At 70.7% G+C, this 14,389-nt stretch carries 14 protein-coding genes; 4 read left to right on the top strand and 10 right to left on the bottom strand.

Translation table 11 applies throughout. The annotated features are described in order from the left end of the window. Nucleotides 1-181: 181 nt before the first annotated feature. Nucleotides 182-970, top strand: a complete 789-nt coding sequence (locus tag OG611_RS12515) for a S16 family serine protease (protein ID WP_266418650.1) — start codon at nucleotides 182-184, stop codon at nucleotides 968-970. Here OG611_RS12515 and OG611_RS12520 read toward each other — a convergent pair. From OG611_RS12520 to OG611_RS12555, 8 genes are all read right to left on the bottom strand, one after another. Continuing rightward, a complete protein-coding gene (locus OG611_RS12520; RefSeq protein WP_266418652.1) occupies nucleotides 900-2,258 on the bottom strand; it encodes an MFS transporter in 1,359 nt (452 codons plus the stop codon). The two genes, OG611_RS12515 and OG611_RS12520, sit on opposite strands and share 71 nt — an antisense overlap. Further along, entirely contained in the window at nucleotides 2,255-2,452 is a 198-nt protein-coding gene (locus OG611_RS12525) for a hypothetical protein (RefSeq protein ID WP_266418654.1), read from the bottom strand. Before OG611_RS12525 ends, OG611_RS12520 begins: the two co-directional genes overlap by 4 nt. Before the next feature lie 77 nt (nucleotides 2,453-2,529). Then, entirely contained in the window at nucleotides 2,530-3,138 is a 609-nt protein-coding gene (locus OG611_RS12530; protein ID WP_266418656.1) for a winged helix-turn-helix domain-containing protein, read from the bottom strand. Between the two features lie 123 nt (nucleotides 3,139-3,261). After that, nucleotides 3,262-4,239 carry a glycine betaine ABC transporter substrate-binding protein gene (locus OG611_RS12535; protein ID WP_266418658.1) on the bottom strand — a complete coding sequence of 326 codons (978 nt, stop codon included), beginning with the start codon at nucleotides 4,237-4,239 and terminating at the stop codon, nucleotides 3,262-3,264. Further along, on the bottom strand, nucleotides 4,239-5,138 hold the full coding sequence (locus tag OG611_RS12540; protein WP_266418660.1) for an ABC transporter permease: 900 nt from the start codon (nucleotides 5,136-5,138) through the stop codon (nucleotides 4,239-4,241). The genes OG611_RS12535 and OG611_RS12540 overlap by 1 nt, the downstream gene beginning before the upstream one ends. Next, nucleotides 5,135-6,406 (bottom strand): ABC transporter ATP-binding protein, encoded by a 1,272-nt coding sequence (locus tag OG611_RS12545; protein ID WP_266418662.1) that lies wholly within the window; start codon nucleotides 6,404-6,406, stop codon nucleotides 5,135-5,137. Before OG611_RS12545 ends, OG611_RS12540 begins: the two co-directional genes overlap by 4 nt. Next, nucleotides 6,399-7,046, bottom strand: a complete 648-nt coding sequence (locus OG611_RS12550) for an ABC transporter permease (protein ID WP_266418664.1) — start codon at nucleotides 7,044-7,046, stop codon at nucleotides 6,399-6,401. The genes OG611_RS12545 and OG611_RS12550 overlap by 8 nt, the downstream gene beginning before the upstream one ends. Nucleotides 7,047-7,061: 15 nt before the next feature. Beyond that, entirely contained in the window at nucleotides 7,062-7,535 is a 474-nt protein-coding gene (locus OG611_RS12555; RefSeq protein ID WP_266418666.1) for an Lrp/AsnC family transcriptional regulator, read from the bottom strand. Between the two features lie 133 nt (nucleotides 7,536-7,668). Here OG611_RS12555 and hppD point away from each other — a divergent pair, with 133 nt between their 5' ends. Further along, nucleotides 7,669-8,814: a 4-hydroxyphenylpyruvate dioxygenase gene (gene hppD / locus OG611_RS12560; RefSeq protein ID WP_266418668.1), complete on the top strand. Its 1,146-nt coding sequence runs from the start codon at nucleotides 7,669-7,671 to the stop codon at nucleotides 8,812-8,814. Nucleotides 8,815-8,848: 34 nt separating this feature from the next. Here hppD and OG611_RS12565 read toward each other — a convergent pair whose 3' ends face one another. Next, nucleotides 8,849-10,540 carry a lipopolysaccharide assembly protein LapB gene (locus tag OG611_RS12565; RefSeq protein ID WP_266418670.1) on the bottom strand — a complete coding sequence of 564 codons (1,692 nt, stop codon included), beginning with the start codon at nucleotides 10,538-10,540 and terminating at the stop codon, nucleotides 8,849-8,851. A gap of 97 nt (nucleotides 10,541-10,637) precedes the next feature. Between OG611_RS12565 and OG611_RS12570 the strand changes: the two genes are divergently transcribed. Further along, nucleotides 10,638-12,005: an FAD-binding oxidoreductase gene (locus OG611_RS12570; RefSeq protein WP_266418672.1), complete on the top strand. Its 1,368-nt coding sequence runs from the start codon at nucleotides 10,638-10,640 to the stop codon at nucleotides 12,003-12,005. Between the two features lie 38 nt (nucleotides 12,006-12,043). Here the strand turns inward: OG611_RS12570 and OG611_RS12575 are convergent, their stop codons facing one another. Next, nucleotides 12,044-12,520 (bottom strand): SsgA family sporulation/cell division regulator, encoded by a 477-nt coding sequence (locus tag OG611_RS12575; protein WP_266418674.1) that lies wholly within the window; start codon nucleotides 12,518-12,520, stop codon nucleotides 12,044-12,046. A gap of 212 nt (nucleotides 12,521-12,732) precedes the next feature. Between OG611_RS12575 and OG611_RS12580 the strand changes: the two genes are divergently transcribed. Then, nucleotides 12,733-14,316, top strand: coding sequence for an RDD family protein (locus tag OG611_RS12580; protein WP_266418676.1), 1,584 nt, complete (start codon nucleotides 12,733-12,735; stop codon nucleotides 14,314-14,316). Nucleotides 14,317-14,389: the final 73 nt, after the last annotated feature.

Here is a 14,389-nt window from a genome sequence, read left to right on the forward strand (position 1 = left end):
GGTCCCGGCGCACCGGGAGCCCCTGGCCCCCCGGCCCCCGCCGCACGGGTTCCGCCCTCAGACGCCGGGAAGGTCGAAAAAGATGCCCTCAATCGCCCGGCGGGCCGGATGTGCCACCGGGCGGGCCGGGTGTGGTCCCGGGGCGGGGCACTCGGTGACCGGGGCCGGTTAGATTGGGCGGGTGCTCACTCGTCTCTCGCGCCCCCGTGCCCTCGTCCTGTGCGCCCTGCCCGTCCTCGCCCTGTTCGGCGTGGCCGCCTTCGCACCGCTGCCGTTCACCCTGGCGCAGCCCGGCTCGACGGCGAACGTGCTCGGGGACGATCACGGCACGCCCGTGATCAGCATCAAGGGCGCACCCACCCGCACCACCGAGGGTGAACTGCGGATGACGACGATCGTCGCGACCGGGCCGACCGCCGATGTCGGCATCGGCGATGTGATCGACAGCTGGTTCCGTACGGACCGGGCGGTCCTGCCCCGTGACTCCGTCTACCCGACCGGTGGCTCCGAGAAGGAGATCGAGAAGCACAACCTCGACGACATGGTGAAGTCGCAGGACTCCGCGGTCGACGCCGCCCTGAACTATCTCGGGAAGAAGCCCGGCTCGGTCGACGTGACCCTGCATCTCGCCGACGTGGGCGGCCCCAGCGCCGGTCTGTTCTTCGCCCTCGGCATCGTCGACAAGCTCGACGGCGACGGCTCCGGCGGCGATCTCACCGGCGGCCGCACCGTCGCGGGCACCGGCACGATCCAGGCGAACGGCGAGGTCGGCGCGGTCGGCGGGGTGTCGCTGAAGACCCAGGCCGCACGCCGCGACGGGGCGACCGTCTTCCTCGTGCCGAAGGCGGAGTGCAGGGAGGCGGGCGCCGAGCTCCCCAAGGGGCTGCGGCTGATCCCGGTCACGACCCTGAAGAACGCGGTGTCCTCGCTCCGGGCCCTGGAGCAGGGGCACAAGGTCCCGAGCTGCTGATCTCCCCGGCCGGTGACGGCGCGGGCGCGCGGCCCACCTCGGCCACCGCCACCGCCCCGTCCATCGTGCGCCACGCCGGGAACACCAGCGGGCTCAGCGTCGCCAGCAGGTACACCCCGCCCATCGCCAGCAGCGCCCCCTGCACGCCCGCGCTCTCCACCAGCAGCCCGGCCGCGAGACCGCCCACCGGCATGGCCAGTTCGCCGCCCGCCGTGAGGACCCCGGAGACCCGGCTGCGCAGCTCGTCGGGGACCGTTCCGTAGATCACCGTCGTCAGGATCGGGTTCAGTACCCCGCCCGCGAGACCGCTCAACGCCATGGTCACGGCGAGCGGCAACGTCGTCCCGGTCAGCGCCGCGACCACGTACCTGGGCGCACCGCACAGCACCACGCACACCGTGAACACGGCCCGCCGCGAGAAGCGGTGCCCGACCGCCCCGTACAGCAGCGCCCCGGTCAGCCCGCCCGCGCCGAACAGGGCGGTGAGCAGCCCGATGTCCCTGGCCCCGCCCAGTTCGGCGGCGGCGTGCACCGGCAGCAGGACGGCGTACCAGCCCTGGTCGGTGCCGTTCATGAACATGACCATCGCCACGACCGCCAGCAGCAGCCGGTTGCCCAGCAAGTAGGCGAAGCCCTCGCGCAGTTCGGTGCGGTACGCCCGCAGCGAGACCGGTGCCGCGGCCTTGCGCGGCTCGGCCGCGCGCACCCCTCGTACGCCTGCCGCGATCAGCAGCGCGGACGTCAGGAAAGTCGCCGCGTCCAGCAGCAGCACGCTCTCCGCGCCGACGAGCGCGATCAGCACGCCGGCCAGCGCGGCCCCGACCATCCGGGCCCCGCGCGAGACGGCGTCGAAGAGGCTCGCGGCGCGGGCGAGGGTGGTGCCGGCGTGCTCGGCGAGATCCGGTACGAGGACGTAGCGCGCGGTGTTGCCGGGGGTGTGCAGGAGTCCGCCGACCGCCATCAGTACGCACAGCATCCAGAAGGCGAGGGCGTCCGCGTAGTGCAGCAGCGGAATGGCGGCGACGGCGAGGCCGCACACCAGGTCGGAGGCGACGGAGACCCGGCGCCGTCCGATCCGGTCGATGACGGGACCGCCGATCAGGGCGGAGACGACGATCGGCAGGGTCGCGCAGAAGGCGACGACACCGGCCCGGCCGGCGCTCCCCGTGGTCTCCAGGACGAACCACGGGACGCCGATGAGGGTGAGTGAAGTACCAGCCGTGGATATGGAGTTGGCGGACAGTACGGCGATGAGCGGGATACGGCTGCGGTCCCCCCGGACGTTCACGCCGTACCGGCTGCGAAGGGAGTGCGGCCGGGGTGGCGGGGCAGGATGCGCAGTCCCAGGTCGACGAGGGCCCAGCCGAGCCGGGTGCGCAGCCCGGTGCGGGAGGCGGTCGGCGCGAGGTGGAACTCCGCCGCGTGTTCCCGTAGTTCGGCGGAACGCAGGCTGTGCAGCAGCAGATGTGTGTGGGAATGCATGACGGTGTCCTTCCGGTCAGGAGGGGCTCGTTGCCCGCGGGCTCGTCGCGCTGCGGGCTCGTTGCTCCGCGGGCTGGTTACTCCGGGGGGCGCGGGAAGAAGTGCACATGGCTGCGGACGGTGGCCGATCCCTCGGTGCCTTCCGGGACCCGGCCCCGGTAGCTCTCGATGAGGTCGTGGATCTTCCGGATCAGCTCCTCGGAGAGATCGGGGGTGAGGCGTACCTGGAAGTCGCTGATGTCCCAGCCCTCGCGCCATTCCTCGGGCCATTCCCGCATGGTGCCGATCCAGGTGCTCAGCTCCCTGGCGTGTGCGGTGGCCATCTCATGGAGTACGACGTCCACCGCACCGCGCACCTCGGGGTCCGGGTGGCTCAGGAATCTGCCGCTGTCGAAGATGGTGCCCCGGTGCGCGGCCCGCCACCAGCGCTCGCGGCCCTTGCCGCGCTCCGGGTCGTCCTCGACGAAGCCGTACGCCGCCAGTTGCCTGAGGTGGTAGCTGGTGGCGCCGCTGGACTCGCCGAGCCGGTCGGCGAGACCGGAGGCGGTGGCGGGGCCGTACTCCCGCAGGGCGGCCAGCAGGCGCAGCCGCAGGGGGTGGGCCAGTCCGCGCAGGGTGCGGGCATCGACCTTGTGGATGTTCTCGGCTTCGGCGGGGGTCTCGGCGCCGTCCTCAGGTGCGGGCATGGGTAAACCGTAGAGTTGCAAAGCTCTCTTTGCAACATGTTCTTTGCATCATATTCTTTGCAACGGAATCTTTGCGAGCGGCGGGCGCTGCCCGGGGGAGGGGCGGCGACGGAGGCTCCCGGCTCAGCCCTGCTTGATGAACCCCTCCTGGATCAGCCAGTCCTTCGCGACCTCGTGCGGGTCCTGCCCGTCCACGTCCACCTTGGCGTTGAGCACCTGGGCGACCTCGGTGGTCAGCTTCTTGCTGACCGGGTCGAGCAGTCCGGCGATCTGCGGATACTTCTCGAAGGTCTTGGTGTGGATGACCGGCGCCGCGTTGTAGTTGGGGAAGAAGTGCTTGTTGTCGACGAGTACTTCGAGGTCCATCGCCTTGATCCGGCCGTCCGTGGTGAACACCTCGCCCAGCAGGCAGGAGTTGGACTTCGAGACCTGGGTGTAGATGATCCCGGCGTCCATCTTCTTGATGTTGGCGGCCGGGAGCGACATCCCGTAGGCCTTCTCCATGCCCGGCAGCCCGTCGTCGCGCGAGGCGAACTCGTTCTCCACGCAGATCGTCACCGCCGACGGGTCCTTCTTCGCCAGCGCCGCGACGTCGGAGAGCGTCTTCAGGTGGTACTTCGCGTTGTTCTTCCGGCTGATGGCGAGCGCGTAGGTGTTGTTGAGCGTGGACGGCGTCAGCCAGGTCACCCCGTTTCTGCGGTCCTGGTCGCGGACCGCCGCCCACTGCTTCAGCGGGTCGGGGATCGGTTTCGCGTGGCCCAGGTAGGTGATCCAGCCGGTGCCCGTGTACTCGTACATCGCGTCCGCGTCACCCTTGACGATCGCCTCGCGCGCACTGATCGAGCCGGGCAGGTTCGTCCGGTCCAGGACCTCTGCGCCGGCGGCCTTGAAGACCAGGCCGATCATCTGGCCCAGGATGATGTTCTCGCTGAAGTTCTTCGAGGTGACGGTCAACGAGGCGCCGTCCAGCGGCTTCCCCCGGCCGACCGAGCCAGGCTCCACGTCGTCCACCATCGGCGAGCCGCTCTTCAGCCCGCACCCGGAGAGCAGCAGCGCCAGCGCCGCCCCCACCAGGCCGACGCGTACCTTCCGCGGACCCATCACCCCACCTCCAGTCCGCGCGGCGTCAGCGCCACCTCGACCAGTGAGGCCAGCCAGTCCACCAGCAGCGCCAGCACCACCGTCAGCACGGAACCGAGCACCAGCACCGGCATCCGCTGGGTCTGGATGCCCGAGGTGATCAGGTCCCCGAGGCCGCCGCCACCGACGAAGGTGGCCAGGGTCGCCGTGCCGACATTGAGCACCAGCGCCGTGCGCACCCCGGCCAGGATCAGCGGGACGGCGAGCGGCAGTTCGACCTTGGTGAGCGTCCCCGCCGCCGACATGCCGATGCCGCGCGAGGCCTCGACCAGGTTCGGCTCGATCGCCTTGAGACCGGCCACCGTGTTGGAGAAGACCGGCAGCACCGCGTAGATCACCATGCCGATGATCGCCGTGGAAGGACCGATGCCCAGCCAGATCACCAGCAGCGCCAGCAGGCCGATCGCCGGTGTCGCCTGCCCGATGTTGGCGACCGCCGTGACCACCGGGGCACCCTTGCGCAGCCTGCGCCGGGTCAGCGCGATCCCCAGCGGAATGGCGATGATCAGCACCCAGAACGTCGAGATCGCGGTCAGCCGCACATGCTGCCACCAGCGCAGCTGCACATTGCCGCCGGTCAGCGAGTTCCGCGCGATCGAGTCGAGATGGACATGGGTGATCCACAGATACGTGATGACCAGCACGATCGCGAGTCCGAGCGGCATCATCACCAGCTTGCGCCAGGTCAGCCGGCGCGGCGGGCCGGCCGGTGGCGGGGCGGGCTCCTCCTCCTCGTCCCGGAAGGCATGGCCCTTGACGTCGTGCTCGCCGGGCGGGCGGTCCTTGTCGGAGGACGGCACGGGCGGTTCGGAGCGTGCCCGGCGGGAGGATTCGTGGTTCAACGGTGAGTTGGGGGTCATGCGCCCGCACCGCCCTCCAGCTCCGTCTCGGTCTGGTGGCTGCGCAGCTCCTCCAGGTCGTGCTGGTGCTCGATGGCGGCCAGCCGGTCGGCCTCCAGCAGTTCATGGACGGAGTTCATCAGGGTCTGCATGTCGACGACCCCGATGAACTCGCCGCGCCGCCCGGTCACCGCGACCCGCCCGCCGCTGTCGATCAGCACCGCCTCCAGCGCGTCGTGCAGCGTCGCGTCGCGCGTCACCGTGTCGTGGACCAGCTGCCCGGCCCGTGCCAGCGAACCCCGGGCCCGCATCAGGTCGCCGCGCCGCAGCCACTTGTACGGGCGGTTCCTGCGGTCCAGCATCAACAGCTCGTTGTGCAGGCTGCTGCGCAGCTTGTTGAAGATCGACTGGAGCGGGTCGTCGACCGTCACCGTCGGGAACGTGGCCATCTCCACATCCCGTACGCGGGTGAGGTTGAGCCGCTTCAGCGCCGCGCCGGCCCCGACGAAGCCCGAGACGAAGTCGTCCGTCGGATTGGTGAGGATCGCCTCCGGGGTGTCGAACTGTGCGATGTGCGAACGCTCCCGCAGCACGGCGATCCGGTCACCCAGCTTGATCGCCTCGTCGAAGTCGTGGGTGACGAAGACGATCGTCTTGTGCAGTTCGTGCTGGAGCCGGATCAGCTCGTCCTGGAGGTGGTCACGGGTGATCGGGTCGACCGCGCCGAACGGTTCGTCCATCAGCAGCACCGGCGGATCGGCCGCCAGCGCCCGTGCCACGCCCACCCGCTGCTGCTGACCGCCGGAGAGCGCGCGGGGATAGCGCCCGTGGAACTCCCGCGGATCGAGCCCCACCAGATCGAGCATCTCCTCGACCCGGTCCTTCACCTTCGACTTCGACCAGCCGACCATCTTCGGCACGAGGGCGATGTTCTCGGCGACCGTCATGTGCGGGAAGAGCCCGGACGACTGGATCGCGTACCCGATCTTGCGGCGCAGCTTCACCGGGTCGATGTCGGTGACGTCCTCGTCGTTGATCCTGATCCGCCCGGACGACGGCTCGATCAGCCGGTTGATCATCTTCAGGGTGGTGGACTTACCGCAGCCGGACGGCCCGACGAAGATCACCGTCTCGCCGGCCTTGATGTCCATCGAGACACTGTCCACCGCCGGGTTCGGGTTGCCCGGGTAGTGCTTGGTCAGGTCCTCCAGCTGGATGGTGGCACCGGAGGTGGTCCTCTCCGTTCCGGCGCCGTCGGTGTCCGTGCTCCCGGTGGCGGTCTCAGACACGAATCCCCCTTGGAATGGTGAGCCGCCCGAGCAGTACGTACGCGGCGTCGAAGAGCAGAGCGAGGATGACGATGCCGAGCGTGCCCGCGAGGACCTGATTGATCGCGTTGGCGCTGCCCAGCGAGGCGATGCCGCGGAAGATCTCGTTGCCCAGGCCGGGCCCCGAGGCGTACGCGGCGATGGCGGCGATGCCCATCAGCATCTGTGTGGAGACCCGGATCCCGGTGAGGATCGGCGGCCAGGCGAGCGGCAGTTCCACCCGGCACAGCCGGGCCAGCCGCGACATCCCGATGCCCTTCGCCGCGTCGACCAGTGCCGGATCGACGCCGCGCAGCCCGACGATGGCGTTGCGGACGACGGGCAGCAGCCCGTACAGCGTCAGGGTGATCACCGTGGGCGCGACCCCGAGGCCGACGAGCGGGATGAGCAGACCGATCGCGGCGAGGGAGGGGATGGTGAGGATCGTCGCCGTCGACGTGATGGCCAGCGATCCGGCCCAGCCGCTGCGATAGGTGACGACCCCGATCAGGATGCCCAGCACGGTGGCGATGACCATGCACTGGAACACGGCGCTGACATGCTGGTACGCGTCGGTGAGCAGCTGTTGGTGGCGGTTGCCCAGGTACTCCCAGAAGCTCACGCGTCACTCCTCGGCTCAGTCGTTGTCCTCCGCGGCCTGCTCGACGAGCGGGATGATCCGCAGCGGGACCGGGTTCTCCATGACGATGGCCGTGGAGGCCCGGACGATGCCATCAAAACCGACAACCCGGTCGATCACCCGTTGAAGATCGGCGTTGGAACGCGCGACGAGACGGCAGAGCATGTCGCCGTGCCCGGTGGTGGTGTGCAGCTCCAGCACTTCCGGTACGCCGGCCAAGTGGGCCCGTACGTCGGAGCCTTGACCCTGCTTGATCTCCAGCGTGGCGAACGCGGTGACGGGATAGCCGAGCGCCGCCGGATCGACCGCCGGGCCGAATCCGCGGATGACTCCATTCGACTGAAGCCGGTCGAGCCGGGCCTGCACCGTCCCGCGGGCCACACCGAGTCTGCGCGATGCTTCCAGGACGCCGATGCGGGGCTCGCGGGCCAGCAGCACGATGAGCCGCCCGTCCAGATGATCGATCGCCATGGTCTTCTCCGGAGGGCCGACGTGATGGTCATCATGTACAGATAGCCCGCCCATCATCCCTATCCGCTGTACAGATTGCCCAGCGGATTCGCGAACTATTGCGCACCTTGCGAAGCGGCGAGAGCCTTCGGACATGACTGAGACTCTGCACACCACCCCCGAAACAGCCCGGCAGGCCGACCCCTTCCCGGTCAAGGGAATGGACGCGGTCGTCTTCGCCGTCGGCAATGCCAAGCAGGCCGCGCACTACTATTCGACGGCGTTCGGCATGAAGCTGGTGGCCTACTCCGGACCGGAGAACGGCAGCCGCGAGACGGCGAGTTACGTACTGACCAACGGATCGGCCCGTTTCGTCTTCACCTCCGTCATCAAGGCCGCCACCGACCACGGCCGCTTCCTCGCCGCCCATGTGGCCGAGCACGGCGACGGCGTCGTCGACCTGGCCATCGAGGTCCCGGACGCCCGCGCGGCCTACGCGTACGCGGTCGAACACGGCGCCCTCGGCCTCGACGAGCCGCACGAGGTCAAGGACGAGCACGGCACCGTCGTGCTCGCCGCCATCGCCACGTACGGCAAGACCCGCCACACCCTCGTCGAGCGCTCCGGCTACGAGGGCCCCTACCTCCCCGGCTACGCCGCGGCCGACCCGATCGTCGAGCCCCCGGCCAAGCGCACCTTCCAGGCCGTCGACCACTGCGTCGGCAACGTGGAACTCGGCCGGATGAACGAGTGGGTCGGCTTCTACAACAAGGTCATGGGCTTCACCAACATGAAGGAGTTCGTGGGCGACGACATCGCCACCGAGTACTCCGCGCTCATGTCGAAGGTCGTCGCCGACGGCACCCTCAAGGTCAAGTTCCCGATCAACGAACCGGCGATCGCCAAGAAGAAGTCCCAGATCGACGAGTACCTGGAGTTCTACGGCGGCGCCGGCGTCCAGCACATCGCGCTCGCCACGAACGACATCGTCGCCTCGGTACGGGCGATGCGGGCGGCGGGCGTCCAGTTCCTGGACACGCCCGACTCGTACTACGACACCCTCGGCGAGTGGGCGGGCGAGACCCGCGTGCCCGTGGAGATCCTGCGCGAGCTGAAGATCCTCGTCGACCGCGACGAGGACGGCTACCTGCTGCAGATCTTCACCAAGCCGGTCCAGGACCGTCCGACCGTCTTCTTCGAGATGATCGAGCGCCATGGCTCGATGGGCTTCGGCAAGGGCAACTTCAAGGCCCTGTTCGAGGCGATCGAGCGCGAGCAGGAGAAGCGCGGCAACCTCTGACCCTCGGGTCGGCGCGCCACAGGCTCCGGGCTCCTCAGCGGCTGCCCGGGGCCTGTGGCGTTGTCGCGGGCTTCTGCGGTCCGGGTTTCTGCGGCTCCGGCTTCTTCGGCTCGGGTTTCTGCGGCTCCGGCTCCGGCTCCTGTGGTTCCGCTTTCTGCGGTGCGGGAGCCTCGGCCGCGGGCACCGGCTCGGGCTCCGGCTCCGGGGCGGGCCGCATGTCGTGCGGGGCGACAGGCGGGGGAGGCGTCAGGCTGTCCAGGGCCTCCCGGGCGGCCGGACCGGCCAGCGGTGAGAACCGCGGGTTGGAGCGCAGGGCCTCCTCCAGATTGCGGCGCGCCGGACCGTACTCCCGCAACGCCTTCTGGATCACGCCCAGGTGGTACGCGTACGAGGCGTTCTGCCCACCCGTGTCGACCGCTTGGGCCGCGTACTCCAGCGCGGCGGACGGGTCGCCGGAGCGGTGCAGGGCCCAGCCCAGCGCGTCCGCCACCGCCGCGCTGCGGTGCGAGCGCGCCCACGCGGCGTCCAGCAGCTCGACCGCCGCGTCCGGGTCCCCGTGATCGGCCTCGTAACGGCCGCGCAGGAGCGCGTTGTCCACGCCCTGGGCATCGTCCTGGGCGAGCGCCTCGCGGAGCCGTTCGTACTGGCTGCGGGCCTCGCCGTCCAGCCCCAGCGACTCGTACAGCTCGCCCAGCTCCAGCATGTATTCGGGCCGGGGGAGATGCGCCAGCGCGGCCCGGTAGTCGCGCTGCGCCTCGTCCGTACGGCCGAGCGCCACCAGTGCCCTGGCCCGGCCCGCGAGCGACGGATGGTGGGCGCGGTCGGTCCGCAGGGCCGCGCTGTACTGCGCGACCGCTTCCTGCGGCTCGCCCCGCTCCCAGGCCAGTTCGCCCAGCAGGGCCAGACATTCCGCCTTCTGCTCGGGTGCGGCCGCCCGGTCCGCCGCGTCCTGGGCGTTGGCCAGCGCGTCCTCGCGCCAGCCGCGGGCCAGGTACATCCGTGCCGTCTGCAGGAGCGCCGGGACCCCCGCGCGCAGCGCCGTGAACCTCGCCACCGCCGTGTTCACGGACTTGTAGTCCCCGAGACCGCTGTACGCGTCGATCAGCGCCGGATACACGGTCCACTGCTTCGGCTGCCGCGCCCGTACCGTCTCGCCCCACTTCTTCGCCGTGGCGAAGTCGTGCCGGGCGTCGGCGAGCTCCGCGAGTCCCACCCAGGCCGCCGTGTTCCCGTTCTCACCCGGCCGGACATCCAGCGAGCGCTTCAGCGCCTGCTCGGCCCGTCCGTAGTACGCCGTGTCCGCGGAACGCCGCGCCCACTCCACGTAGGCCGTGCCGAGCACCGCCCAGGACCGCGCGTCGGACGGATGCGTGCCCACCCACTGCCGTCGGTCCCCGATCAGTGCCGTCAGATCGGAGAGCGAGGCCGGGGAGCCCGCGGCCGTCGCCGTCAGCGCACGCGAGACCGGGCCGGGCACGGGCGGCGTCGAGGCCTTCTTCCCGTCCTCCGGAACGGCCACCACCGCACCCGTCACCAGCACCGCACCCGCCACCACACCCAGGGCCGCCCTGCGCAGCGTCGTACGCAGCGAGAGGGGCGGGAGCTCGGCCGGTGACGCCGACTCGGAGAGCGCGGAGGCGCCGGAGAAGCCGTAGAGCGCGGGGTCGTCAAGGGGAGGGCGGCTCGGTTCGGGGGGCTGCGGAGGCTGCTGCGGCATGACATCCATGCCGATCACTCTGCGTCAGTAATAAGAGCACACCGCGCCTTGCGAAGGCTGCCGCAGACGGGTTCACACCAATGGGCCCGGGTGCCACGCTGGGATCATGAACGGTCTTCTCGAACGACTGCGTGCGGGACTGCCCGCCGAGGCACTGATCACGGATCCCGACGTCACCGCCGCGTACGCCCACGACATGGCGAGCTTCTGCGACGCGGGCACGCCCGCGGTCGTCGTGCTCCCGCGCACGGTCGAGCAGGTCCAGCACGTCATGCGCACCGCCACCGCGCTGCGCGTCCCGGTCGTCCCGCAGGGAGCCCGCACCGGCCTGTCGGGCGCGGCCAACGCCTCCGACGGCTGCATCGTGCTGTCCCTGGTCAAGATGGACCGGATCCTGGAGATCAGCCCGGTCGACCGGATCGCCGTCGTCGAGCCCGGCGTCATCAACGCGGTGCTGTCCCGGGCGGTCGACGAACACGGTCTCTGCTACCCGCCGGACCCCTCCAGCTGGGAGATGTGCACCATCGGCGGCAACATCGGCACCGCGTCCGGCGGCCTGTGCTGCGTGAAGTACGGGGTCACCGCCGAATACGTGCTCGGCCTGGAGGTCGTCCTCGCCGACGGGCGGCTGCTCACCACCGGCCGCCGCACCGCGAAGGGCGTCGCCGGATACGACCTCACCCGGCTCTTCGTCGGCTCGGAGGGCAGCCTCGGCATCGTCGTCAAGGCCGTGCTCGCGCTGAAGCCCCGGCCGCCGCAGCAGCTGGTCCTGGCCGCGGAGTTCCCGAGCGCGGCGACCGCCTGCGACGCGATCTGCCGGATCATGGAGCGTGGTCACACTCCGTCACTCCTCGAACTGATGGACCGTACAACGGTCCAGGCCGTCAACAAGATGGCCAACATGGGCCTCCCCGACACCACCGAGGCGCTCCTGCTCGCCGCTTTCGACACGCCGGACCCGTCGGCCGATCTGGCCGCCGTCGCCGAGCTCTGCACCGCGGCGGGCGCCACCGACGTGGTCCCCGCGGAGGACGCCGCCGAGTCCGAAATGCTGCTCCAGGCACGGCGGATGTCGCTCACGGCGCTGGAGACCGTCAAATCGGCCACGATGATCGACGACGTCTGCGTACCCCGCTCGAAGCTCGGCGCCATGCTGGAGGGCACCGCGGCCGTGGCCGAGAAGTACGGCCTCACCATCGGCGTCTGCGCGCACGCGGGCGACGGCAACACCCACCCCGTCGTCTGCTTCGACCACACCGACGCCGACGAGTCCCGGCGGGCCCGCGAATCGTTCGACGAGATCATGGCGCTCGGCCTGGAGCTCGGCGGCACGATCACCGGTGAACACGGCGTCGGCGTCCTGAAGAAGGAGTGGCTCGCGCGCGAGCTCGGCGAGGTGAGCGTCGAACTGCACCGGGGCATCAAACAGGCGTTCGACCCGCTGGGGCTGCTCAACCCCGGCAAGGTGTTCTGACGGTCGGCGTTCCGGCGGCCGGGCGGAACCGCGCCCGCTCACGCCTCGCCGTCCTGCGACTCGTCCGACGGCCACGGGTCGCGCATCCACAGGTCGTCGGCCGGCAGCGGCGCGAGCAACTCGGCGAGGCCCTCGTCGATCCCGAGCAGCTCGGCCTCCGTGCCGGGCGGGACCACCCGCAGCGTCCGCTCCACCCAGGCGGCCACCGCGGCGGACGGCACCTCCAGGAGCGCGTTCCCGTCGGGCGAGGTCAGCGCGACGAAGATGACGTTGTGCCGTTCGACCTTGGTCGGCCAGATCCGGACATCCCCGTGACCGCACGGCCGGAACACCCCCTCGACCAGCAGATCGCGGGCGAACGTCCAGTGGACCGGGAAGTCGGAGCCGATGTGAAAGGCGACGTGCACGGCGTACGGGTCCTCCGTGCGGTACGTCAGACGGGCGGGTACGGGGATGCTGCGCTCGGGCGACAGGACCAGCTTGAGTTCCAGCTCGCGTTCCACGACGGTGTGCATGAGTGCGTCCTTCCGGTGCCTGTGGGCCGGTCCCATGACCGGTCCGCACAAGGAGAGAGCGCCCTCCCCGCCATCTATTACGCGACTTCCGAAAAATATTTCCGGGCGACGGGAAAGCGGCCCAAACCCCTGGAGTGGCCCAGGGGTACGCGGGCGTCTGGTAGATGTGGACCCGTTGCATTCAGGCCTCGAAGAGATACGGGACCACGGTGATGAGCGCCCCAACCCCGGCACCCGGTGACGAAAGCCCCCGCGAGGGGTACTACCCCGACCCGTCCATTCCCGGATATGTCCGGTACTGGAACGGTGCTTCGTGGGTGCCCGGCACGAGCCGCCCCGCTCCTCAGCAGGGCGAGTCGATGCCTGCGGTGCCTTCCGGAGCAGAGCCCTCCGCCCCGGCGTCCGAGCCACAGCCGCAGTCGCAGCCGCTCCCGGCGGTCCCGGCACCGGTGGACGAGACCGGCCCGGTCTTCCTCGACGAGGAGCCGCACGCGGGCAACCGCCCCGAACCGGCCACCGCCTGGCAGGCCGACGCCACCCGGCAGACCGGATTCGGCGGGGAACGCGACCGACGGGTCTCCTGGGGCGGCCCCGGCCGGCCCGATGAACAGGGCGGCCAGGGTGAACAGGCCCGGCCGTCGGGGCCGGAGTCCGGAGCCGGTACGGAGCCCGGCCATGATCCGCGCGTGCCCGCCGGCCTCGTCCCGGTGAACCCCGTCCCCGTGAACCCCGTCCCGGCCGCCCAGGTGCCGGACGACCGCGCTCCCGCGGTCCGTGCCCCCGCCGATCGTGCCCCCGCGGACCCGCGACGGCCCGCCGCCGTTCCCTCTCCCTCCGAGTCGGCGGACGGTGCGCTGCCGGGCGCGCGGGACGCCGGTGGCCAGGTCCCCGAGAACACCGTGGCGATCCGGGTCGGCCCCCGGCCCGCTCGCCGGACGCCGGAACCGGCGGCCACGGAGGGGACGATGGCGATCCGCGCGATTGCCCCCGGTGCGGGCGCACAGAACCCCGCCCCGGCCCCGGCACAGAACCCCGCCCCCTGGACGCAGCAGTCCAGTCCGCCTGCCCGGCCCCAACTCCCCGCCCAGCAGCACCAGCCTCAACTCCAGCCCCAACCTCAGCCCCAGCCCCAAATCCCGGTCCAGCAGCACCAGCCTCAGCTTCCGCCGCAACTCCCGCCCCAGCCCCAGCCCCAGCAGCCCCGCCCGCAGTTCGGTGCCCAGGGTGCCCAGGGTGCCCAGCCGGACCAGCCCGTCGTGCCCTGGAAGCCTCCGGTCGACGACCCCTTCCAGCAGCTCGCGCAGGCCCAGGCGGCGGCCAGGCCCGCCGGGCTCGGCAAGCGGTTCGCCGCCCGGCTGATCGACACCGTCGTACTGATGGCGCTCGTCGGCGGGGTCGGCTTCCCGCTCGTCTCGCAGGCACTGGACCACATCGACGAGAAGATCAACGCGGCGAAGCTGTCCGGTGAGACGGTCACCGTCTGGCTGGTGGACTCCACCACGGCCGGTCTGTTCGGCGGGGTGCTCGGCGCGTTCCTCGTGCTCGGCGTCCTGCTGGAGGCGCTGCCGACGGCCAAGTGGGGGCGCACGCTCGGCAAGAAGCTCTGTGGACTCGAAGTGCGGGACATCGAGTCCCACGGCGCCCCGGCCTTCGGCGCCGCGCTGCGCCGCTGGCTGGTCTACGGCGTGCTGGGCGTCCTCGTGATCGGCGTGGTCAACGTGCTGTGGTGCCTGTTCGACCGGCCGTGGCGCCAGTGCTGGCACGACAAGGCGGCACACACCTTCGTGGCGGGCTGACTGCACTCATCCGGCCGACGGCCCATCGGGTGAGGGGCCGTCGGGCCACCCGTTCCCCCGAACGCACCTGAGC

Origin of the sequence: Streptomyces sp. NBC_01363 (assembly GCF_026340595.1) — a bacterium.
GTDB lineage: Bacteria > Actinomycetota > Actinomycetes > Streptomycetales > Streptomycetaceae > Streptomyces.